This window comes from Ruminococcus callidus ATCC 27760, from assembly GCF_000468015.1.
GTDB lineage: Bacteria > Bacillota > Clostridia > Oscillospirales > Ruminococcaceae > Ruminococcus_C > Ruminococcus_C callidus.
Genome location: NZ_KI260415.1, coordinates 53,338 through 77,509 on the forward strand (window position 1 = coordinate 53,338; position 24,172 = coordinate 77,509).

The window sequence follows — 24,172 nt, forward strand, 5'->3', positions numbered from 1 at the left end:
TCTCTCAAAAGTTACGCTGTTTTCCGAATTCCTGTAACGCCAGCCGAATCAGGTCGGAGGACGACAGGGACGGATCCAGCTTTGCCACGATCGGTGCCACTTCGCTCTGGGTATAGCCCAGTGTGACAAGAGCTTCGATAGCTTCGCCCACATTGCCGCCGGACTGGGTCGCCGCCGCAATCTCTCCTGCACCGGCAGTGCCGGAGAGCAGCCCGGTGGCATCGCCGGCGATCTTATCCTTGAGTTCCATGACGATTCGCTGGGCAGACTTTGCCCCGATGCCCTTGGCACGTGTCAGTGCCTTGCTGTCACCGGAAGCCACTGTCAACAGGAACTGATCCGGTGTCAGATCCGACAGAATGGAAAGGGCTGCCTTCGGTCCCACGCCGGAAACCGAGGTCAGAAGCTGAAAGCACTGCAATTCCTGCTGTGTGGAAAAGCCAAATAATTCTACGGCATCTTCCCGCACGCTCATGACCGTATACAGCAGAACGGTTTCACCGAGATTTCCCACCTGCCCCAGTGTATGCAGAGTGGTACGGCAGGCATACCCTACGCCGCCGCATTCCACCACTGCCATTGCCGGTTCTTTGGCGATCAGTTTTCCATGTACACTATATATCATATTGTATCTCCTGCTTTGATGATTCTCTTTTGCAGCTGCACGCCGGTCGCACAATGTCCGTGGCAAATCGCAAGGGCAAGGGCATCGGCGGCATCGTCCGGCTTCGGGATCTGTGCCAGCTTCAGAATTCGCCTTGTCATATCCATGACCTGCCGCTTTTCCGCCTTTCCGTAGCCCACGACCGCCTGCTTGACTTGCAGGGGTGTGTACTCATACATCGGAATCTGGTGCTGCTCCGCACAGAGGACGATAACACCGCGTGCCTGTGCCACATCGATCACCGTTTTCTGGTTGGAAGTAAAGTACAGCCGTTCAATCGCGATACAGTCCGGCTGAAACCGTTTCAGCAAAAAATCCAGATCGTCATAGATCGCCGTCAGACGTGCTGCAAACCGTGTGCCGGCTTCTGTGGTAATTGCCCCGTATTCCAGCGGCGTAAAATCCGCCCCGTGATAGGACACCACTCCAAAGCCTACAATGGCATAGCCCGGATCGATTCCTAAAATCCGCATTTCCAGCCCTCCTGTTTGCAGGTCAGTGCCTGCCTCGTTTCACACGTACATTTCATTATAGCACAAAATGATTGCTGTTTTCAATAGCTATTCAAAATTTTATCTTGATTTTTGAAAAATAATTGTGTATAATGGAAGTTAGCATACTTTGCACACGGTAGCAGAAGTTGTTCTCACAGAAAGAAACCTCCCGCAAATTTCAAGGGCAACACCGCATCTGCACCGAAAATCCCTTCACAGAAAGGAATACAACATGGAATTACAGGAAATCCGCAATGAGATCGACCGGCTGGACAAACAGATCCAGTCTTTATTTGAAGAACGCATGCTTCTCTGCCAAGATGTTGCAAGATATAAAAAAGCACACAACATGCCGGTTTTTCAGGCAGGACGGGAACAGCAGATCCTCGACCGCGTAGAACAGAATGCCAAAGAGGGGCTGGGACTGGCTTCCCGCACCATGTTCGCCAACATGATGAGCATCAGCTCCCAGTTACAGCAGAAAATGCTGGTCGCTGCCGAAGATGCCCCCAATTTCAAAACGCCCCGCATGAAGGAAGCCGTCCGTGTCGGCTGTCAGGGCACCGTGGGTGCAAACTCCGAAACCGCCGCACAGGCATTCTTTCCGGAACGGCACATTCAGTTCTATCCGACCTTTGAGCAGGTCTTTGAAGCAGTAGAATCCGGCGAACTGGAATACGGCGTTCTGCCAATTTACAACAGCACCTCCGGAACGGTTACACAGACTGTAGACCTGATGGGAAAGTACAGTTTCTTTATCACCGCAATGAATCAGGTAGAAGTGATGCACTGTCTGGCTGCCCTGCCGGATGCTAAAATGGAGAACATCACCGAAGTGTATTCCCATCCGCAGGCACTCTCTCAGTGCAGCGATTTCTTAGATGCACGTTCTCTCCACAGCCACGACTACAGCAACACCGCCACTGCTGCCAAAATGGTGGCAGAATCCGGTGACAAGACCATTGCCGCGATCTGTTCCGAAGACTGTGCCAAGCACAACCGCCTACAGATTCTGGCTTCCCGTATTTCCAATGTTGTCCCGAACTTCACTCAGTTCATCTGCATCACCAAGGACATGCAGGTGGCGGAAAATGCGTCTGTGATTTCCGTGATGCTGTCCATTTCCAACGAGCCCGGCAGCCTGAGCCGAATCCTGAACAAATTCTTCCTGTATGGACTGGACATGACCAAAATCGAAAGCAGACCCATTCGGGACGGCAGCTTCGACGTTGTTTTTCACATCGACTTCAAGGGCAATCTCCGCGACCGGAGCATTGCCGCATTTTTGAATGATCTCTGCAAAAGCTGTCGGGATTTCAAGCTGTTGGGAAATGCTGTCGTCATGGTATAATCTGATCTATTGCAAAAACAGTTTCAAAAGCAGTCCGTTTGCCGCGGACTGCTTTTTGTCATTCCTGTTCTCCACGCATCAGTTTTGAACGAAATTCCGCCTCCCGAAACTGCTTCGGCGTAACACCGACTTTTCTGGAAAAGACCTGTATGAAATGGCTCTGGGAAGAAAACGCCAGCAGGTTTGCAATTTCAGCGTAGCTGCGGTCGGAAAATTGCAGCATGCGTTTGGCAGACTGAATCTTTTGATCTAAAATATAATCATGCAGCGTACAGCCCATTTGCTCCCGAAACAGACGGGATAAGTAACTGGGGTGCAGGTGCACTTCCGCAGCAAGTTCCTCTGTGGAAATTTTTTCGTGCATATGTGAATAGATGTAGTTCAGGCACAGTGAAACCGGCTTGGAACAGACCTGCTTGATTTTCCGCTGCTGCATTCGCTTGGCATAGTCCATACAAGCGTCATCATGCAGTTTCTCCACCTGATCGATGGTCGTTGCCGTGTCAATTTTACGAATATAGAAATCGCTCATACGATATGCCTGTTCCCCCGGCATGCCGCCTTCAATACAAAATCGCGATACCATTGACAGACAGATAATACAGTGATACCGGAAATTCTGCACCAAATCGTCAGAAAGCCTTACTCTCATGGCGATCTGCCGATATAATCCGGATCGCAGATTTTCCTGCACTGCATCCACATCGCCCTGCTGCACTTGATTATAAAAGCCAAATTCGACTTCCGGCGGTTCGTGCTGGTGCGTATCCTCCTGCCGTTCCTGCTCTGCTTTTTGCCATTCTAATTCCAATGTCATGAAAATCTCCTCCTACTATTTTATATCGCCTTAAATGTGAATAAATATAGAATTCCTTTCAGAAGCAAATCTATAACAAAATCCTGCTCTATCCGTTCTCTTCGGCAACCTGCACTGAAAAAAGTACTGTATTTTCCAGAACAACTGGAAAATACACATCGACCTCTGCTGGTTTTTTACGGAAGCATGGGAAAAATAAGAAATTCCTATAATTACTCTATGATTTCAGGACCCAAAAAGTTGCATTTATCCTGTACAGAAATATTGTATCACATTTCTATCAAAAAAGCAAGTTTTTTGGTATCATTTTTTTGATATTCCTCGTAAAATGAAAATGCAGATATTTTAAAGGGGCATTGACTCTGGAATTATTTGGTGTTCAGCAGCATTCCCCACGGCTCTCGTTTTCACGTGTCCGCTTCATAAGCATAGCGGATTCAAAGCAATTCAAATAGAAAATTGCTTCCGTAACAGACAACAGCCACTGCTATTTCGATTGACAGGAGGTCACATCATGCGTATTTGGAAAGGCTATCAGCATGGTATCAATTTTGGCGGCTGGTTTTCACAGAAAGAGCATACCGAAAAGCATTATCAGACATTTATCACGGAAGCGGACTTTGCAACAGTTGCCCGCTGGGGACTGGATCACGTCCGGATTCCGGTGGACTATGAATTGGTAGAATCCGAGGGCGGCATTCTCAAGGAAGACGGTTTTCGCTGGATCAAGCAGTGCATTCTCTGGTGCAGAAAATACGATCTGCACATGATTTTGAATTTACACAAAACTGCTGGCTATTCTTTTGCCGATGAGTCAGATTCCGGCGAATTCTTCACCAATCTGGCATTGCAGGCTCGCTTTATCTCTCTTTGGCAGGAATTTGCAAAACGCTTTGGAAATGACAGCGATGTTGTCGCCTTTGAACTGCTGAATGAAGCGGCAGACATGCACACTGCAAAAGACTGGAACCAGATCGCTGCCAACGCCATTGCAGCGATCCGCTCTGTTGCACCGGATGTTTTTATTCTGGCAGGCGGCATTCACTACAACGGTGCCGACGGTGTGACACTGCTGGATGCACCGGCAGATTCCCGCATCGTCTACAGTTTCCACTGCTATGATCCGATCATTTTCACGCATCAGACTGCACAGTGGATCAAGGGTATGCCGAAGGACTTCCACATTGCATATCCGGACACTCTCGCCAACTATCGCCGCTGGTCCGCTGCATTCAGCAAGGAATATATCGGTTCACTTCTGCATGAAGGGCTCACAGATGTGGAAACTTCTTTCTTTGAAGCAAATCTTTCTGCGGCAATTTCTGCTGCGGAAAAATATGATGTGCCTCTTTATTGCAGCGAGTACGGTGTCATTCATCAGGCAGATCTGGAAAGCACTCTGCATTGGTATCAGACTATTTCCGCTGTATTTGAAAAGCACCACATCGGACGGGCTGCCTGGACATATAAAGAAATGGACTTCGGTCTGACAGATGCGGAAGCATTCCCCGTGATGCAGAAAGTCCTGCCTTTGCTGTAATCTATAGGGCAATACCGCACAAAGATTGTGCGGTATTGCCCTAGAAATAAATTATGTTTTGATGCCCCTGCTGCTTTTTACGGCTGGGGCATTTTTGCTGCAAATTTGTCCTAACAATCTTGTCTTTACAAACGATAAATTTCATGGTATAATAGAAAAAGAAGACTTGCAATAACTGCAACGGAGGTCCATATGGTAACAAATGATGGTACGATCATTCAGATCAAACATGATATTCTGTGCGAAGTCGCAAAATTGGTTTTCGCCGGAAAATTTGAAACAGAAAAAGACGAGCTGCCCTATCGCATGATGCCCGGTCCGAAAGCAAAATACCGCTGCTGTGTCTACAAAGAACGGGAAATTGTCCGGCAGCGAATCCGCCTTGCAGAGGGGAAGGCTCCGCAGGGATCACACAACGACCTTGTGGTACAAGTCGTACAGGCGGCATGTGAGGACTGCCCTATTTCCCGCTACGTTGTCACAGACAACTGCCAGAAGTGCATGGGGAAAGCCTGTCAGCAGTCCTGTCATTTCGGAGCAATCGATATTGGCCGCACGCGGGCACACATTGACCCGCAGAAATGTCGGGAATGCGGCAAGTGTGCGGCAGCATGTCCCTACAACGCCATTGCAGACCTGATTCGCCCATGTCGCCGGAGCTGTCCGGTAGGAGCGATTTCCATGGACGAAAACGGCATCTGCATCATTGACGAGAAAAAATGTATCCAGTGCGGCAGATGTATCCACAGCTGCCCGTTCGGTGCGATCAGTTCTAAGTCCTGCTTGGTAGATGTCTGTCAGGCACTAGTGGACGGCAAACATGTCTATGCCATGTTTGCTCCCTCTACAGAAGGACAGTTCGGCGAAGGCATTACTTTCGAAAGCTGGCGGAACACTCTGAAGGAAGTGGGCTTTACCGATCTGGTAGAAGTCGGACTGGGCGGTGACATGACCGCTTATGCCGAAGCAGCGGAGTGGGCGGAAGCATATCGGGAGGGCAAAAAGCTGACAACCTCCTGCTGCCCCGGCTTTGTCAATCTGATTCGTCTGCACTATCCGGATCTAATCGACAATATCTCTACTACCGTTTCCCCCATGTGTGCGGTTTCCCGCTGGATCAAGTCCAAGGATCCGGAAGCGGTAACTGTTTTTGTAGGTCCCTGCATCGCCAAAAAGAGCGAAGTCATCGACCAGCACATTGAGGGCAGTGCGGACTACGCCATGACCTACGGCGAGATCCGTGCCATTATCCGTGCCAAGGGCGTTACCATTCACGAAGCAGAGGAAACCAATCAGCAGTCCAGCACTTTCGGCAAATGGTTCGGCAACAGCGGCGGTGTGACAGATGCCGTATTGGAAAGCATGAAAGAACAGGGCGTGACCGACGAAGTCAATGTGGAACGCTGCAACGGCACTGATGCCTGCAAGCGTGCCCTGCTGATGCTGAAAATGGGCAGATTCTCCGGCGACTTTATCGAGGGCATGGCTTGCGACGGCGGCTGTGTAGGCGGCCCCAGCCGCCACGGTGAAGTGAACAAGTTCAAACGTGCCAGAGAAAACATGATCAAAAAGGCAGACAACCGCAGCATTCATGAGAATCTGGAAAAGCTGGGAGCAGAACAAATTCCCATGCACCGCAAAGAATCTCTATAAGGAAAAGTACTGAACTGCATATAGCATACATAAGGTGATACCGCACAAAGATTGTGCGGTATTGCCATAAAGAAATCCCCGAAAACCGGAACAAATCCGGTTTCGGGGATTTTGTATTTTTTATTCGGCATCCGCCTGATTCTTCCGGTATGCCAGATAGCTTTCCAGAATAATCGTTGCCGCAACAGCATCTACTACGGCTTTCCGCTTTTTGCCTCTGGTATTGGTGACATTCAGGTAGGAATGTGCTGAAACTGTGGTACAGCGTTCGTCCCACATCACCACCGGCAGACCGGTCAGTTCTTTCAGACCGTCCCCGAACTTCTGACACAGTTCCGCACGTTCTCCCACGGTACCATTCATATTCTTGGGATAGCCTACCACCAGCAGTTCTGCACGGTGTTCCTTAGCAGCGGCAGCGACTTTTTCCTGACACCGGGTAAAGTCCTTTTCCGAAATCACCCCAGCTGGAGAAGCCAGCATTTCGCCCTTATCGCAAACGGCAAGCCCTGTACGGGCATCGCCGAAATCTACGCCCATAATAATCATAAAACGCCTCACTTACCACGGCTGCACGGTGCCGATAATTTCCTGCACCGAAGCAATATGATGTGCGTCCAGCCAGTCGTTCATCTCCGAAATGATGCGAACTGGAGCATAAGGATCGGTGAAAATAGCAGCTCCTATCTGCACGGCACTGGCACCTGCCATCATCATTTCAATGGCATCTGTACCGCTGGACACGCCGCCCATACCGATTACCGGAATGGAAACTGCCTGTGCGACCTGCCATACCATACGTACAGCAATGGGAAAAACCGCAGGGCCAGACATGCCGCCGACGTTGTTCCGCAGAATCGGGCGGCGATTTTCGATATTGATCCGCATGCCCAAAAGGGTATTGATGAGGGAAACGCTGTCGGCACCGGCAGATTCCACTGCCTTGGCAATATCGGTAATGCTGGTGACATTGGGAGAAAGCTTTACGATCAGCGGCTTCTTGGTTGCCTTTCGCACTGCTGCGGTAATCATTTCCGCACTCTCACAGTGCACGCCAAACGCTGCCCCGCCCTTTTTCACGTTAGGGCAGGAGATGTTCAGTTCGATCATATGCACATCGGTTTCGTCCAGCTTTTCCGCAATGGAAACGCATTCCTCTACGGTAGAACCGGCAATATTTGCCAGAATTACAGTATCCTTTGTCAGGAGATTCGGCAGTTCCCGTTCCAGAAACGCGTCGATTCCCGGATTCTGCAACCCTACCGAGTTCAGCATACCGCTGGGAGTTTCGGCGATACGGGGAGCCGGATTGCCCGGACGGGGCTGTCCGGTTGTACCCTTGGTGGCAATGCCGCCCAGTTCCGAAAGCGGGAACAGTTTCTCGTACTCTCTGCCATAGCCAAATACGCCTGATGCCGGAATGATCGGATTTTTAAAGGATACGCCGGCTACATTTACTGCTAAATTTGCCATTACCAAACAACCTCCTCTGCCGGAAATACCGGACCGTCTTTGCAGACGTGTCCCATCACGGATTTGCCTTCCCGTTCCAGCTGGCATGCACATACCAGACAGGCACCAATGCCGCAGCCCATGCGTTCTTCCATGGAAACCTCACAGCGAACGCCGTATTCCTTTGCGGCGGCAGCCACGAATTTCAGCATGGGGCGTGGGCCACAGGCATATACCATGTCTACATCACCCTTTGCAAGCTGCTCTTTCAGCGGCTCTGTAACCAAATCCTGTCTGCCGGCAGTGCCGTCATCGGTACAGAGAATGGTTTCCGCACCAGATGCGTGGAATTCGTCCTGCAATGTGACAATATTTGCCGAACGGAAACCACATATTGCTGTGGCACGTTCGCCATACACCTGTGCCAGCGACAGCATAGGCGGATTGCCGATACCGCCGCCAACGACTACCACATGTTTTGCCTCCGGCAGAATGGTGAAGCCATGTCCCAGCGGTCCGAGAATGTCCACGTTTTCCCCTGCCCGCACATTGGCGAGAGCATCGGTACCAGTGCCTTTTACCTCAAACACAATGGTCAGGGTTCCGGCAGCTTTGTTAATCTCACAGATCGAGATCGGGCGACGCAGCGTGCAGCCTACAGGCAGCAGGTGCACAAACTGTCCGCACGCTGCCTGCTGTGCAATGGAACGGCATTGCAGCACCATGCGATAAATATTTTTAGCAAGTGCCTGCTTTTCCAGAACCGGCACCAGCATCTGTTCATATGCCATGACAATTTCTCCTTTCAACAGCAAAAAGGGCGGGCGGGAAATCTCCCCGTCCGCCACGGTTTGCGTGATTTTTAAAGTCAGATCTTTGTAATATCGACCATTTCTACATCATCAATGCTGCGGCCAGACTCCAGCACGTTTGCCAGAGCCTTGGCTGTATCGATCGCAGTCAGGCAGCAGATCGAACGTTCTACAGACTTCCGACGCATCTTTACGCTATCTCTTGCCGGCAGACGACCCTTTGCCGAAGTGGAGATCATATAGTGGATCTTGCCGCTTTCCAGCAGTGTAATGGTATTCGGTTCTCCGTCAGAGATTTTCTTTACCAGATTGGTGGCGATCATGTTATGGTTCAGCACAGCTGCGGTACCGCTTGTACCGTACAGTTCGAAGCCCATACGTGCCAGCTTGTCTGCAATCTCAATGATTTCCTGCTTGTCGCTGTCGCGGACAGAAATCAGCACGCCGCCTTCCTTCTTCAGGTCATAGCCTGCGGCAATCAGGCCCTTGAGCAGTGCGTCCTCCAGATTGGTGGCAATACCCAGACACTCACCAGTGGACTTCATTTCCGGTCCGAGCATAGTGTCTACGTCCTGTAGCTTTTCGAAGCTGAATACCGGTACCTTGACGGCAACGTACTTGCCCTTCGGATACAGACCGGACTTGTAGCCCAGACTCTGGAGAGTTTCACCCAGCATAATCTTGGTTGCGATATCTACCATGGGGATACCAGTTACCTTACTGATATACGGCACGGTACGGGACGAACGCGGGTTTACTTCGATTACATAGACTTCGTTATTGTATACCACGTACTGAATGTTGATCAGACCAACTGCGTGGAGTTCCTTTGCCAGCAGTCCGGTATAACGCACGATGGTATCAGTAATCTTTTCGCTGAGGTTCTGTGCCGGATAAATGGAGATCGAGTCACCGGAGTGGACACCGGCACGCTCTACGTGCTCCATGATACCCGGAATCAGGAAGTCCTTGCCGTCGCAGATCGCGTCAACTTCGACTTCTGTACCCATCATATATTTATCGATCAGCACCGGATTTTCAATCATATGGCTGGTGATGATCGCCATATATTCTTCAATATCCTTGTCCGAATGTGCGATGATCATATTCTGACCGCCCAGTACGTAAGACGGACGCATCAGAACCGGATAGCCCAGATCGTTGGCAGCCTTGAGGGCTTCCTCAGTCGTCATGACGGTTTCACCAGCCGGACGCGGAATGCTGCATCTGCCCAGCAGTTCGTCAAAACGCTCTCTGTCTTCGGCTGCGTCAATATCGTCTGCGGAAGTACCCAGAATATTAACACCCATATCTGCCAGATACCGTGTCAGCTTAATGGCGGTCTGTCCGCCGAACTGTACCACAACGCCGTAAGGCTTTTCGGTGTTGATGATATTGGCAACGTCTTCCTTTGTCAGCGGGTCGAAATACAGACGGTCGCCGGTGTCGAAGTCGGTGGAAACGGTTTCCGGATTGTTGTTGCAGATGATCGCTTCACAGCCCATTTCTTTCAGAGTCCATACGCAGTGTACAGAACAGTAGTCGAACTCGATACCCTGACCGATACGGATCGGACCGGAACCGAATACGATAATCTTTTTCTTGTCGCTGTGCTGACGTTCAATGAATTCTTCCGCTTCGTTCTCGTCATCATAGGTGGAGTAGAAATACGGCGTTTCTGCCTTGAATTCGCCTGCACAGGTATCTACCATTTTATATACAGCATGGCGGTGCATTGGGCACTTCTTGCCGGAAATACGTTCAATGGTCGCGTCCAGATAGCCGTACTGCTTTGCCAGCAGGTACAGATCTTCGGTCAGCGGCTTGGCAGCCATTTCCCGTTCCAGTTCGATCAGGTTCATCAGCTTGTTCAGGAACCAGCAGTCTACCATGGTCAGTTCATGCAGTTCTTCTACCGTCTTGCCACGCTTCATTGCCTCATACAGCTGGAATGCACGCTCATCGTCTACGACCTGCAGCCGCTCCATAATTTCTTCCAGAGGCATTTTTTCATACTTCTTCATGTTCATGGAATCTACGCCCAGTTCCGTCGAACGAACAGCCTTCATAATGGCTTCTTCGAAGCTGGTACCGATTGCCATGACTTCACCGGTCGCTTTCATCTGGGTGCCCAGTGTCCGCTTTGCGTAGACAAACTTATCAAATGCCCACTTCGGATACTTGACAACGACGTAGTCCAGAGCCGGCTCGAAGCAGGCGTAGGTCTTGCCGGTAACCTGATTGACAATTTCGTCCAGTGTGTAGCCGATCGCGATTCTTGCGGCAACCTTTGCAATCGGGTAACCGGTCGCCTTGGAAGCCAGTGCAGAAGAACGGGATACACGGGGGTTTACTTCAATGACTGCATATTCCATGCTGGTGGGGTGCAGTGCAAACTGACAGTTACAACCGCCCTCTACCTTCAGTTCGGAAATAATGTTGATCGCAGCGGTACGCAGCATCTGATATTCCCGATCTGTCAGAGTTACAGTCGGGGCGATAACGATACTATCGCCGGTGTGTACGCCGACCGGATCGAAATTTTCCATGGAGCAGACGGTGATGACGTTGCCCTTGCGGTCACGGATCACCTCAAACTCGATTTCTTTCCAGCCGCTGATGCACTTTTCGATCAGAACCTGTGTGATCGGAGAAAGACGCAGACCGTTCTTGGTGATGTCGCGGAGCATTTCTTCATTGTCTGCGATACCGCCGCCTGTGCCGCCCAGTGTGAATGCCGGACGCACGATAACCGGATAGCCGATGATCTTGGCAAAATCTACGGCATCTTCAATGGTTTCTACGACCTTTGACGGGATACAGGGCTGGTTGATCTTTTCCATGGTATCCTTGAATGCCTGACGGTCTTCTGCCTTATGAATGGTCAGCGGGTCAGCACCCAACAGCTTGACACCGTTGGCTTCCAGAAAGCCTTCTTCCGCCAGCTGCATGGACAAGGTCAGACCAGTCTGACCACCCATGGTAGACAGCAGGCTGTCCGGCTTTTCGATCCGAATGATCCGCTTTACCACGTCCAGCGTCAGCGGTTCGATATAGACCTTATCCGCCATCGCCTTATCTGTCATGATCGTTGCCGGATTGGAGTTGATGAGGACAACTTCCAGACCTTCCTGTTTCAGTGCACGGCAAGCCTGTGTTCCTGCATAGTCGAACTCCGCAGCCTGTCCGATGATGATCGGACCGGAGCCGATCACGAGAACCTTTTTAATATCACTTCTCAATGGCATAACTTACTTCTTCTCCTTTTCCATCACAGCAACGAATTCGTCAAACAAATATGCGGTATCCAGCGGTCCGCCGTGTGCTTCCGGATGGAACTGCACCGTAAAGGCATTGATCTTGTGATAACGAATTCCCTCACAGGTTTTATCATTGGCGTTGATATGAGAAACGGTTCCCACTTCCGGATCCAGACTTTCTCCTACAACTGCATAACCGTGGTTCTGGCTGGTGACATAAGTCCGGTGACTGTTCAGGTCGATAACCGGCTGGTTGGCACCGCGGTGACCGTACTTCAGCTTTTCTGTCCGACATCCCTGCGACAGTGCCAGCAGCTGGTGTCCCAGACAGATGCCGAAGATCGGAATGCCCAGCTTTGCAATCTCGCCCACATTGTCGATGATCGCCTGATTTTCGGACGGATCCCCCGGTCCATTGGAAAGCATGATGCCGTCTACGTGCATCGCCTTTAATTCTTCTGCACTGGTGGCTGCCGGCAGAACTACGACTTCACAGCCGCGTTTTACCAGTTCGTTCCGGATATTGCGTTTGTAACCGAAATCGTACAGAGCGACCTTATACTTCGGTGTTCCCTCACGATAAGTTCTCGGCTCGTCGCCGGTCACGCTGAGAATTGCATTCTGAATGGTGTAGTTCCGAACCTGTTCCAGCAGCTCTTCTTTCTTGGCGTAAACATCTTCTGTTGTAATCACGCCGTTCATAACGCCGACTTCCCGAATGATACGGGTCAGCTTACGGGTATCGATGTTGTAGATGCCCACAATGTTCTGTTCTTTCAGGAATCCGTCAATATCCCCTTCCATGCGGAAGTTCGACGGGGTGTTGCACCATTCCCGCACAATGTAACCGTGGATATAAGAACGTGCAGATTCGCTGTCTGCTGCATTGACACCATAGTTGCCGATCAGCGGAAATGTCTGTGTGACCAGCTGCCCATAATAGCTGGGGTCGGTCAGTGTTTCCTGATAAGCAGTCATACCGGTGGTAAAGACTACCTCACCGATTGCCGTTCCCTTGACACCAAAATGCAAACCTTCAAAAATCGTTCCGTCTGCCAGAAGCAGATAGGCGTTATCGCCTCGTTCCAATAATGACATGACACCAGTCCTTTCCGATCTAAGAGCCTGCGATGCACCTTGCAATGCACCGGCGTTGCCCTGAAAAATTATAAATATGCGGTAATATCATCACGCATACGGATTGCTTCTCTTCTGGCAGCTTCTGCAAAAGCCGTTTCCGGACAGTTTTCTTCCTTTTTCCATGCACACATAATGGCACGGGAGGAGTTGACAATCGCACCTCTGCCGTTTTCATCAAATGCACCGGCAACGCCCTGTGCACCGCCGCCCTGTGCACCGTATCCCGGCACCAGGAACAGCGTATGCGGCAGCTTTTTCCGGAGTTCCGCCAGCTGTTCCGGATAGGTCGCACCTACCACAGCACCCACTGCGGAATAGCCATAGGCACCGATCTGCCTGCTGCCCCAGTTTTCGCACATTTCGCCCATGATCTCATAGACCGGCTTGCCGTCGATCAGTCTGTCCTGCAGTTCTCCGCTGGACGGATTCGAGGTCTTTGCCAGCACGAAAATACCCTTGTCATATTTTTCGCAAACGTCCAGCAGCGGCTGAATGCCGTCTGTTCCCAGATAGCCGTTGACTGTCAGTGCATCTGCTCCAAAGGGTTCCAGTTCCACGCCGTCCACATCTACTTTTCCCAGATGTGCGGTGGCATATGCAGTCATGGTCGCACCAATGTCATTGCGTTTGCCGTCTGTCATGACGAACATGCCCTTGCTCTGTGCATAGCGAATGGTTTCCGCCAGTGTGCGGACACCTGCCCAGCCGTACATTTCATAGTATGCAGCCTGCGGCTTGATCGCCGGAACCACATCGTACAGGGCATCGATCAACGCCTTGTTGAACTGGAGAATTGCATCAGCAGCTGCCTCCAGTGTATGTCCCAGCTTCACAAAGCTGGCATCTTGTATGAACTGCGGCACGTATTCCAGACGTGGATCCAGTCCGGCTACGGACGGATTGTGCAGTTCGTCAATTCGTTTGATAAGTCTATCAAAAGCCATTGCATCGGTTCCTTTCTTCTAAATACTCTGTATCCTGATAGCGAATGATGCCGTCTGTGATGGTACACACCGGTTTGCCCACCAGTGTTTTGCCCTTCCAGATCACATTTTTCGCTTTGGAGTGCATTTTTTCCGGATCTACTGTCCAGTGATAATCCAGATCTACCAGCGTCAGATCTGCCGGCTCACCTACTGCCAGCTGATGCTGCGGCAAGCCCAGAATCTTGCGGGGATTCTCTGCCATTTTCTGTACCAGCTGCGGCAGGGTCATCAGACCGGCATGCACCAGTTTCAGCGAAGCTGCCAGCGAGGTTTCCATGCCGATCACGCCGTTGGGAGCGTAACGGAAATCCGCCTTTTCCGACGGAGCATGAGGAGCATGGTCAGTAACGATACAGTCAATGGTACCGTCCAGAAGTCCCTCCAGCACTGCCTTGCGGTCTTTTTCCGTCCGGAGAGGCGGATTCATACGGTAATCCGCATCACCGCAGAGCACCGCTTCCTCTGTCATCAGGAAATAGTGCGGACAGGTTTCACAGGTCACCTTGACACCCTGTGCTTTGGCGTGACGAATGATCTCCACGCTGCCGTAAGTGCTGACGTGAGCGATATGAATCGGCACATTGGCAGAAGCCGCCAGAATGATCTCCCGTGCGGTAATATAGTCTTCCGAAGCCCGATCCATGCCTCTGACACCCAGCGTTTCCGAAGCCACGCCGCGGTTCACAATGCCGCCGTTAATAATGGACAGATCTTCACAATGAGAAATAACCGGCAGCCCCAGTGCATCGCCCTGAATCAAAGCCTGCCGCATGGTTTCTGCACATTCTACCGGTCTGCCGTCGTCGGAAATGGCACAGATGCCGGCATCTTTCAACGCCGCATAGTCGCACATTTCCTCGCCTTTCAGCCCCTTGGTAATGCAGCCCACGGGGTGAATCTCCACGCCGGTATAAGCTGCTTTTTCGCAGATATAGCGGACAGTGTCTACGCTGTCAATTGCCGGCGAGGTATTCGGCATGCATGCCACACCGGTGATGCCGCCAGCCAGTGCCGCTGCGGAACCGGTGAAGATGTCCTCTTTATGTGTCTGCCCGGGGTCACGCAGATGCACATGCATATCAAACAGCCCCGGCAGTGCTGTCAGGCGGGAGCCGTCAATGACAAAGTGGGCAGATTCGTTCAGATCTTTTCCCAGCTTTGCGATCACGCCGTCCTGAATCAGCATGTCACAACGGGGCGAAATGCCGCCCTGCACCAATTGTACATCACGAATCAAAATGGTTTGCTTCATTCTTTCCTCATTTCTGCATCAGTGTTCTGATAAATCACAACACAGTCGGTTCCGTCAATTTCCCGCACGGAAACCCGAACGGTTTCGCTCTGTGCAGTCGGAACGTTCTTTCCGATATAATCCGGACGAATGGGTAGTTCCCGATGTCCGCGATCCACCAGTACTGCCAGCTGCATGCACTGCGGTCTGCCGATCGCCAGAATCGCATCAATGGCAGCACGGCAGCTACGACCGGTGTACAGCACATCATCTACAATGACAACACGCTTGTCCTGTACCGGAAAATGAATGGTACTCTTTGCGGAATGTGTGGCATTGGCAATGCGGTCATCGCGGAATGGGGTGATGTCCAGTGCACCGAATTCCACCTCTGCACGTTCCAACTCGTATATTTTACGGGCAATCCGTTCTGCAAGCACAACGCCGCGGGACAAAATGCCCACAATACATAGATTTTCGGCTCCACGATTCCGTTCCAGAATCTCATACGTAATCCGTGCCACTGCACGGCGAATGGCACTTTCGTCCATGATGATCGCTTTTTGTTCCATACACACCTCCTAAGAGATCATTCACAAAAAAAGCACTTACCCGTTTCAGACAGGCAAGTGCGTACAACAACTTCTGCATCAACATACCGTACATGCAGAAGGGATCTTATCCGGTTTATGAAACGCCTTGTCAATCTCACGGGATCAACTTAAAGGAATCGCTCTTTCCGAGTGCATATCCAACGCACTCGTTTGGTTTTTACTAGTATACCACATTTTCCGGCTCTTGTCCAGTGCTTTTCTGCAATTTCCGAAAAATTTACACTTTTTCCGCAGTTGCTCCGGACAACCGATTGCTCAGCTCCACCAGCTGCTCCATGGTCAGGTTCTCCATACGTACCGTTTCCGGCAGTTCCATGGCATGCAGGGCTTCCAGCAGAACCGGTTTTTCATAGTGCATCGTTGCGGACAGTGCATTCACCAGCGTTTTCCGCCGCTGGGAAAAACCGTGTTTCAGCATGGAGAAAAAGTGCTGGGGATCGCGTGTCTGGTCGGCATAGCGTTTCTGCACATCGATGCGAATGACAGCAGAATCCACATTCGGCGGCGGCAGGAAGCTGTCCCGCGGCACAGTAAACAGCATCTCTACTGTTCCATAATAGTTCACTGCGGCGGTGATTGCACCGGAGTTGCGGGTGCCCACCGGAGCCTGCAATTTTTCCGCCACTTCTTTCTGCACCATTACCGTAATGGAATCGATGTTCGCTCCGCTTTCCAGCAGGTGCATCAGAATCGGCGTAGTGATGTAATATGGCAGATTGGCACAGACTGCCACGTGCAGACCGGCGAATTCCTGTTCCAGCAGCTGCGGCACGTCGAACTGCAAAATATCGCCGTGCAGAATGTGCAGGTTTTCGAATTCCCCGACAGTTTCTTCCAGAATCGGCAGCAGCCGCTGGTCCAGTTCCACGGAAGTCACCTTTTCGGCACGCAGTGCCAGCTGCTGTGTCAGGGTGCCGATACCCGGACCGATCTCCAGCACACCATAACCTGCCGCAGCGTTGCCCTCCTCGGCGATTCGCGGGCAGACAGAGGGGTCGATCAGAAAGTTCTGCCCCAGCTTCTTGGAAAAGTGAAACCCGTGCCGTCCCAGAATCGAACGGACGGTTTTCATATCTGTTAAATTGATCATCATGATTTTACCTCAATACTTTTCTGAAGATGTGTGCTGTACAGATAGCACTGTCGCACCGGCATTCCCGTGATGCACTGTAATGCACCGCGGTACAGCAGCAGCTGTTCCCGATAGCTGTCCGCCAGTTCCTCCGGCGAAGAAGCGGTATCGGTCTTATAGTCCACCAGCACAAAGCCGTCCTCCTCCTGAAATGCCAGGTCTATGATACCTTTCAGGATACTGTCGGAGTTTTCATAGCGGTGCAGGATCGCCGCAGCTTCCGGATATGCCTGCAAGTCCCGACACTGCACCAGAAATTTCTTTTCCCGCAGTACCATGCGGGAACGGCGAAGCCGCTGATACAGCTGGTCGCGGAAGAATGCTTCCGGAATCTCCGGCTTTACGACAGCCGCCTGCTCCGGTGTCAAAAAGCCGTATGTTTGCAACCGCCGGATTTCCGCAGGAACATCGGCTTCCGCTTTCCGGAAATCGGCGTACTGGAAAAAGGTATGGATCGCTGTACCCCGTTCCGCACCGGTAAGCCTGCCCTCTTTCTGCCGGAAATCCGGACGTTTCCAGACAGGAGCACGATTTTGTCTTGCCTCCTGAATTGCCGAAACGCTAAGCAGGGACTCCCGTTCGCAGTCCGGCGATACATACTGGAACGCCGTGATCCGACGCAGTTCTTCCAGTGTTTCCTCGTCCGGCGGAGCCGTCACCTCTACCTGTAATTCTTCCGTTTCAGTTTCCTCCGGCAGTTCGAATTCATAGGCAATTTGCAGGTTTTCGCTCCACGCCGGCGTTTTCCAGTACTGCGGCGGGAAATTACATGCATCTGCCAATTCCGCATCATGCCGCAGGAACAGACACATCCAGATCCACTGTGCCATGCTGCTCACTGACTGTACCAGATAGACAGGCAGTTTCCCCTCCGGCAAGATCATTGCACTGCACTTGGTCAGACAGCCGCTTTTCCCCAGATAGGATTTTTTCCATTCCAGCGGCAGGAACAGCTGCTGTTTTGCACGTGTCATTGCCACATACAGCAGACGCAGTTCTTCACTTTTGTAGGCGTTTTCACCTTCCTGGCACAAAACTGCAAACGGCACAGTTTTGGCACGGACATAGGTCGTTGGGTCTTTCACGCAGAATCCGGCAAGCCCTCTCTCGGAAAACAGGGCACTCTTTTCGCCGTCCCTGTACTTCATAGCCTTTTCCAGATTGCCGAGGAATACAAAGGGATATTCCAGTCCTTTGGAGCCGTGCATGGTCTTTACTGCCACAGCGTTTTCCGCACCGGCGGAAACGGACGACTGCTGAAAGTCATCGTTGTTTTCCAGCAGCCAGTCGATATACCGCAGGAAGCCGGAAACGCTGCCGTGAAATGCGTCGGTGTTCTCCTCATACTGCTTGGCGTATTGCAGCAGCAGACGCAGATTTGCCCGCTTTCGTTCCCCGTCTTTTGCCAGCTGCATTACAGACAGGAAATCCGTGGTGTCATAGATTCGCCGAATCAGAGATTCCAGCGTCATCATGCCGGAGTCCTGCCGCAGCTTTTGTACGGTGTCATACAGATGCCGGCACTTCTCCACCAATACTGAATCCAGCTTTTCCGATGCGGACTCTTCTGCCACACCAATGGCGATCTGCACTGCGTGAAACAGCTTGGACTTTTTGGCAAGCATACGAATCTGCATCAGTTCTTCCGGCGTAAACCAGAACATCGGAGAAAGCATCACTGCCGCCAGCGGCGTATCCAGTGTGGGATTGTCCAGCACACGAAGCATGTCGATCAGAATGCTGATCTCCCGTGCTTTCAGATAGCCCTTTTCCTCCGGGCTCTGCACCGGAATGCCGGCTTCTTCCAGAGCGTGGGCATATGCCGCACAGGTATCATTATTTCGCAGAAGCACGCAGAAATCCCGATACTGACAGGGGCGAGTTGTGCCGTCCTTTTGCACCACCGGTGCATTTTCTGCAATCATCTGCCGGATTTTCCGAACGACATAAGTCATTTCTGCATCGTATTCTTTATCCGGTTCCAGAACTGCCACGCAGACTTTCTGCTGCTCTTTCGGCAGGATCTCGGAAATGGCAGAGCCGGCATACAATGCCTCCGCTTCGTTATAGGTCACATCGCCGCAGGATCCCGTCATCAGGTTGCCGCAGACGAAGTTGACAAAGTTCAGAATCGCAGGAACGCTTCGGAAATTCTGGTTCAGCACAATGGGATTGCACACGCTGTCCGGCTTTCCGGCAGAGGCAATGGCATCACTGAAGTTCTGCGGATTTGCCAGGCGGAACCGATAGATCGACTGCTTGACATCGCCTACCAGAAAAACGTTTTCCCCGTAACGCAGAGCTCCGGTCTGGGGTTCAATGCAATTGCGGGAGAGCAGCTTGAAAATATCGTCCTGCTTGTTGTTGGAATCCTGATATTCATCGATCATGATCAGCTGATAGTATGCCTGCAACTCCTCTGCCAGCGGGGACGGAAAAATTCTGCCGTCTTTTTGCGGCACTGCGAGAAGTTCCAGTGCCATGCGTTCCGCATCGTCAAAGGACAAGGCATTCTGCTGCACTTTCTCTTTCCAGATTTCCGCGGAAATCTGTTCTTCCAGTTCCAGCAGCAGCGGCATCAGCTGTGCCGTCTGTGCCAGATCTTCCGCCGTATAGGGGTAAATGGTTTCTATCTGCAACGCCACATCTTCTATCATGCCTTTATACATTTCGCGGAGTGATTTGGCACGTGCAAGGGCTTCTTCGTTCAGCAAGCCCTTTTTGCTGCTGGAAAATCTTTTCCCTGTCCGTTCCTGTTTCAGCTTTGCGTAAGGTTCCAGCAGTTTTTCTGCATCTGATTCCTGCTGCTGCACCATGCGGAGCGTCTTCTCCAGCATGTGCACGTCTGCTTCGATCCACGCCAACGCCTTGTTATCCGTAACAGATTCGTAGAGTTCCGAAGCAGTATCTGCCGCTTCATTTGCCAGCCGCAGAATCATTTGCAGATTTTGTTCCATGCCTGCCGACAGCATCTGATAATAGGTAGAATCCTCCAGCGGCTTTTGCAGTTCCTGCTGCACCTGCTGTACCCAGTTTTCACGGAACGGCACTGTGCCCAGAAACTTGTGCAGCTCCAGCAACAACCTTTCCAGATCGGTGTCGTCTTTTTCACAGAAACTGTTCCACAACAGCTGCATATCTTCTGCACGGTCTGTGTGCCACTGGTTCAGTACCACGTCCGCCGCTTTGGAAGTCATCATTTTGCTTTCGGTTTCACTCAAGATGCGAAAGCCTGCGGTGATCCCCTGATCGCCCAGATTTTCCCGAATCAGTTCAAAGCAGAAAGAACTGATCGTGCAGATATGGGCGTTTTGCAGGCGGATCTGCTGCTGGTACAGCCACGTATTTTCCGGCTGTTCCTGTAATTTCTGATCCAGTGCCTGATACAGACGGGAACGCATTTCTGCTGCCGCATCATTGGTGAATGTTACCACGATCATATGATCTGCGGGAACTTTGTTCTCCGGTGATTCGTCCATCAGAATCCGCAGCAGACGTTCCACCAGCACCGATGTTTTTCCGCTGCCCGCTGCCGCGGAAACGATCAGACCGCTGTCCCGTCGGGTGATTGCTTCTTTTTGCTGTTCTGTCCAATCCATCAGTGCTTTTCCTCCTCTGCCAGTTCTTCCAGAATCCTCATCATTTCACTTTTCTGAACGGTCGCACTTCCCAGCCGCAGACGTTTCCGGCAAAGGCTGCTTGTACCGCAGATATTGGAGAAGTCGCAGTATTCACATACCGTCTTGCTGCCCATATCCAGCGGCAGAGCATCGATCTCCCCGCGGTACACCCGTTCTGCCATGTATATCAGCTGATCCAGTACGTACTGCCGCAGACCTTTCATCTGTCCTGTCGTCAGGAATATGCCTTTGTTGAGTTCCAGACCGCCAGTGGCATTCAGCTTTCCGTTCAGGTACACGCCGTCGCCGTTTTTCTCCATAAGCCGCAGCAGGTGTGCATCTTGCAGCAGAACGCCGTTCATCTGATAGGACTGGTTGCGTTTTGCAGCAGGTGATACGGCATCTTCCCGCTTCAGGTTGCACTTCACCTTTCCGGCAGGCAGATACAGCACGCCTGCCGGCTTTGATCCTGCCAGTGCAGTGCCTTCTGACAAAATGGAAAACAGATAGATCAGCATCTGCATGTCCAGTCCATAGAGCAGATTTCCCAGCTCAAAGATCTTTCCATTGGTCTTATAGTCTACGACACGCACCCACTGCTGGTCGCCGTCCTGACAGATGTCCACACGGTCAATCTTACCGATCAGCTTTACTGTCTGTCCCGCCTCGGTGTGCAGACAAATTGGCGGAAAGTTCGGATTTTCGGAAGAAATTTGCAGTTCTGTGCAGTACGGCACAAATGCAGACTGCCGGAATTCTTCCTGCAAATGCTGGCACACCGGCAGAACTTCTTCTACAGCGTGGTGATATGCCGCCTGTTCTCTTTCGCTCTTGGAAAAATCACCGCCCATGTTCTCCTGCCAGTACACTGCCGCAGATGTCTCTATCTCCTGTTGCAGCTGTTCCGCAGTGAGTGCCAGAAAGCTTTTCTTGTCGTATTTTCGGAGCAGCTGTTCCAGACAATAGTGCACCATGCTGCCGTAGTTGGCAGCATTCATCTGCACCTTCTGCCGCTGGTACAGCCGGAGAATGTCATTGCAGTAATACCGGAACGGACACTTCTGATAGCGTTCCAGCGAAGATGCGGAAAGCTGCATGGTGTTGCCCAGATATTGCTGCATCAGTTCCGGACTGGAAATCGAAAACAGCGGGGCATCTTCTGAACGCTGCTCGGCAAGTTTCCCCAGACGTTTCAGTTTCTCGGCAAATGACGCATCATCCAGCAGCAGTTGTTCTATGCTGGCTGTGTCGGTGTTATGTGCCGCATAATTCTGCACATACTGATAATACGCCGCATGCATCGTCACGCTGTAATACGAAGGTTCCAGCGATGCACAATTCTGATGCAGGGTTTCCGCCTCCGGAAACGTCCGCTGTATCTGTGCGATCACCGCAGACGGGTAACACTTCTGATGAGTCACGTCTACCACAGGATAGGTCAGATACAGTGCATGGGAGGCAGAGGACAGCAGCTTATACGCGGCAAGGCGTGCATCTGCCATCTGGCTTTCCGCCGGCTTTGCCACAGACAGCCGCACGTCTTCCGGCAGGAATTCGCAGTCCCGTTCCGAAAAAACCATACTGCCGCCGGGAAATGCAGGAAATGTTCCCTCACAGACACCCAGCAGGAAAACGATTTTCGGAGCATTCAGACGTGCGGTGCTGCCCTGTGAGATCAGCACAGCGTCCAGTGTCCGCGGCGGCGTAGCACGCTGAATGTTGCCGGTCAACGCCGCAAACACTGTGCTGAACTCCGAGAATTCCATTTCCAGTGTCCGGTACAGCGTGGACAGGTGTTCCAGAATATCGATAAAGCTATTCCAGACCAGTGCCCACTCCTCGGAAGTCTGCATGCGTTTCTGCTCATCTGCAATCACTTTCAGCTGACGGTTTAACTGCTCCTCCACCTGCTGTTCTGTCAGGAACTGGTACAGCATGCTGCAAAATTCCGCACCGGTATGCTGCCCTTTCAGTTTTTCCCGCAGTTCCTGCAATGGGGTCAATAATTTCAGACGAACCGCTTCTGCTGATGCAAAATTCCCCGCAGTAAAGGGCGTATTCCACGTTTTTCCGTCAATTTGCCACATATAGCAGTAGTTTTCCAGATCGGAAATTTCTTCGACGGAGCAGGAAGTCAGACCGGTCTTTCCCAGACGCATCAGTAATTCTGTGTCCGGACGGGTTTGCCGCAAAATGCCCAGCAGCGTATGCAGATACACCAGCAGGGGCGTGTACAGCATTGACTCTTTTTCGTCCATGTAGTAAGGCAGTTTATAGCGTTCCATTGCCGTTTCCAGAATGCTCCGGTAATCAGTCATCTGGTTGGACAGCACGGCAATATCCCGACAGCGGAGCGTGTGATCTTTCGCCAGCAGCCGCCGAATGGTTGCACAGACGTAGTCCACTTCCTCTGTGGGCGACTGTGCTTCCAAAATATGCAGGTGCGGTGCTTCTCCGGAAAACGGCTGGGTATTCCGGAAAACGTGTTGATTCAGCCAGCTGAGTTCAGCTGCCTGAAATCGGTACGGGGTATCGCACACTTCCGTTTCCACCGGAATCCGCAGCTTTTTTGCCATGTCCTGAATCTTGCAAAATGTTTCCTGCACGGCGGCAAACAGCGAGAACGGTTCCTTTCGGGTATGCTCCATGCGGAGTGCGATATATAAATCCTTGCCGGACGAAAGCAGCACAGACAGCATCTGGTACTCATCTTCTGTGAAGCTCTCGAATTCGTCCAGAAAGATCACATCACCCAGAAATGCGTCATGTCCATTGGCAATCGCAGCCGCTTCGGACAAGTCCGTTTCGGTATCTTTCAGCTGGTGCTGTTCCAGAAGCCGGTCATACCGCTGATAGATCTCAAACACGTCCAGCATCTTTTCCTGCAATCTGCCGTTCAGTTCCGCACTGGAATTGTACAGCTGTTCCGGCGGGATTCCGCTGCGGCGAAACTGGGTAAACATCATTGCCAATTCGCTGATAAACGAAGCCTGCCGGCACTGTTTTCCCAACAGCTGCAATTTTTTCTCCCGTTCCGAAACCTGCAACACCGCCTGATACAGCAGTGCCATTTTTGTCAGTTCGTCCGCATTGGTCTTGCCGTCCGGCACGCAGCCGAACCGCTGGAATACCGCACGTGCCAGAGATTTGAAGCTGTGGGTTTCCAGCTGGTTAAATGCAACCGGTCCGAGGATCCGGTAGAGTTTCTGGTCAAATTCGTAGGAAAACTGCTCCGGCACCAGAGTCAGAATCTGTTCGCCTGCTTCCAGCTGCTTCTGCAAATGCTGAATCAGACATGTGGACTTTCCGCAGCCGGCACCACCAATAAGAATATGCAGCAAATTCCATGCACCTCCTGTAATTGAAAAAGTGGTTCACGCTCGTGAAAAATAGAGTCACTTCTATT

General features: G+C 51.5%; 17 protein-coding genes. 3 read left to right on the forward strand and 14 right to left on the reverse strand.

Annotated features, from left to right (window positions below; translation table 11 throughout):
- Positions 1–4: 4 nt before the first annotated feature.
- Both ruvA and ruvC read right to left on the reverse strand, forming a co-directional pair.
- Positions 5–625 carry a Holliday junction branch migration protein RuvA gene (gene ruvA, locus RUMCAL_RS08870; RefSeq protein ID WP_021682422.1) on the reverse strand — a complete coding sequence of 207 codons (621 nt, stop codon included), beginning with the start codon at positions 623–625 and terminating at the stop codon, positions 5–7.
- On the reverse strand, positions 622–1,137 hold the full coding sequence (gene ruvC / locus RUMCAL_RS08875) for a crossover junction endodeoxyribonuclease RuvC (RefSeq protein WP_021682423.1): 516 nt from the start codon (positions 1,135–1,137) through the stop codon (positions 622–624). Before ruvC ends, ruvA begins: the two co-directional genes overlap by 4 nt.
- 253 nt (positions 1,138–1,390) lie before the next feature.
- On the opposite strand from ruvC, the gene RUMCAL_RS08880 reads away from it, so the two are divergent.
- Positions 1,391–2,509 carry a bifunctional chorismate mutase/prephenate dehydratase gene (locus RUMCAL_RS08880; RefSeq protein ID WP_021682424.1) on the forward strand — a complete coding sequence of 373 codons (1,119 nt, stop codon included), beginning with the start codon at positions 1,391–1,393 and terminating at the stop codon, positions 2,507–2,509.
- Positions 2,510–2,567: 58 nt separating this feature from the next.
- Here the strand turns inward: RUMCAL_RS08880 and RUMCAL_RS08885 are convergent, their stop codons facing one another.
- Entirely contained in the window at positions 2,568–3,326 is a 759-nt protein-coding gene (locus tag RUMCAL_RS08885) for a helix-turn-helix domain-containing protein (protein ID WP_021682425.1), read from the reverse strand.
- 514 nt (positions 3,327–3,840) lie between these two features.
- Here RUMCAL_RS08885 and RUMCAL_RS08890 point away from each other — a divergent pair.
- The gene (locus RUMCAL_RS08890; RefSeq protein ID WP_021682427.1) at positions 3,841–4,866 is read left to right on the forward strand and encodes a glycoside hydrolase family 5 protein; all 1,026 of its coding nucleotides are present in this window, start codon (positions 3,841–3,843) and stop codon (positions 4,864–4,866) included.
- A 192-nt stretch (positions 4,867–5,058) separates the two neighbouring features.
- Positions 5,059–6,519 carry a 4Fe-4S dicluster domain-containing protein gene (locus tag RUMCAL_RS08895; RefSeq protein ID WP_021682429.1) on the forward strand — a complete coding sequence of 487 codons (1,461 nt, stop codon included), beginning with the start codon at positions 5,059–5,061 and terminating at the stop codon, positions 6,517–6,519.
- Positions 6,520–6,639: 120 nt separating this feature from the next.
- Here the strand turns inward: RUMCAL_RS08895 and ruvX are convergent, their stop codons facing one another.
- From ruvX to RUMCAL_RS08950, 11 genes are all read right to left on the reverse strand, one after another.
- Complete coding sequence (ruvX, locus tag RUMCAL_RS08900) at positions 6,640–7,068, reverse strand: Holliday junction resolvase RuvX (RefSeq protein WP_021682430.1); 429 nt, start codon at positions 7,066–7,068, stop codon at positions 6,640–6,642.
- A gap of 12 nt (positions 7,069–7,080) precedes the next feature.
- Positions 7,081–7,992 carry a dihydroorotate dehydrogenase gene (locus tag RUMCAL_RS08905; protein WP_021682431.1) on the reverse strand — a complete coding sequence of 304 codons (912 nt, stop codon included), beginning with the start codon at positions 7,990–7,992 and terminating at the stop codon, positions 7,081–7,083.
- Positions 7,992–8,762, reverse strand: a complete 771-nt coding sequence (locus RUMCAL_RS08910) for a dihydroorotate dehydrogenase electron transfer subunit (RefSeq protein WP_040647683.1) — start codon at positions 8,760–8,762, stop codon at positions 7,992–7,994. Before RUMCAL_RS08910 ends, RUMCAL_RS08905 begins: the two co-directional genes overlap by 1 nt.
- Before the next feature lie 77 nt (positions 8,763–8,839).
- Positions 8,840–12,031, reverse strand: coding sequence for a carbamoyl-phosphate synthase large subunit (carB, locus tag RUMCAL_RS08915; protein ID WP_021682433.1), 3,192 nt, complete (start codon positions 12,029–12,031; stop codon positions 8,840–8,842).
- 3 nt (positions 12,032–12,034) lie between these two features.
- Positions 12,035–13,141 carry a carbamoyl phosphate synthase small subunit gene (locus RUMCAL_RS08920; protein WP_021682434.1) on the reverse strand — a complete coding sequence of 369 codons (1,107 nt, stop codon included), beginning with the start codon at positions 13,139–13,141 and terminating at the stop codon, positions 12,035–12,037.
- A gap of 68 nt (positions 13,142–13,209) precedes the next feature.
- Positions 13,210–14,127: an orotidine-5'-phosphate decarboxylase gene (pyrF, locus tag RUMCAL_RS08925; RefSeq protein ID WP_021682435.1), complete on the reverse strand. Its 918-nt coding sequence runs from the start codon at positions 14,125–14,127 to the stop codon at positions 13,210–13,212.
- Positions 14,117–15,421: a dihydroorotase gene (locus RUMCAL_RS08930; protein WP_021682436.1), complete on the reverse strand. Its 1,305-nt coding sequence runs from the start codon at positions 15,419–15,421 to the stop codon at positions 14,117–14,119. Before RUMCAL_RS08930 ends, pyrF begins: the two co-directional genes overlap by 11 nt.
- Positions 15,418–15,972, reverse strand: a complete 555-nt coding sequence (gene pyrR, locus RUMCAL_RS08935) for a bifunctional pyr operon transcriptional regulator/uracil phosphoribosyltransferase PyrR (protein ID WP_021682437.1) — start codon at positions 15,970–15,972, stop codon at positions 15,418–15,420. Before pyrR ends, RUMCAL_RS08930 begins: the two co-directional genes overlap by 4 nt.
- Positions 15,973–16,231: 259 nt before the next feature.
- Positions 16,232–17,107, reverse strand: a complete 876-nt coding sequence (gene rsmA, locus RUMCAL_RS08940) for a 16S rRNA (adenine(1518)-N(6)/adenine(1519)-N(6))-dimethyltransferase RsmA (protein WP_021682438.1) — start codon at positions 17,105–17,107, stop codon at positions 16,232–16,234.
- Positions 17,104–20,745, reverse strand: coding sequence for a helicase-exonuclease AddAB subunit AddA (gene addA / locus RUMCAL_RS08945; RefSeq protein ID WP_021682439.1), 3,642 nt, complete (start codon positions 20,743–20,745; stop codon positions 17,104–17,106). The genes rsmA and addA overlap by 4 nt, the downstream gene beginning before the upstream one ends.
- Positions 20,745–24,107, reverse strand: a complete 3,363-nt coding sequence (locus RUMCAL_RS08950) for a PD-(D/E)XK nuclease family protein (protein ID WP_021682440.1) — start codon at positions 24,105–24,107, stop codon at positions 20,745–20,747. The genes addA and RUMCAL_RS08950 overlap by 1 nt, the downstream gene beginning before the upstream one ends.
- Between the last annotated feature and the right edge of the window lie 65 nt (positions 24,108–24,172).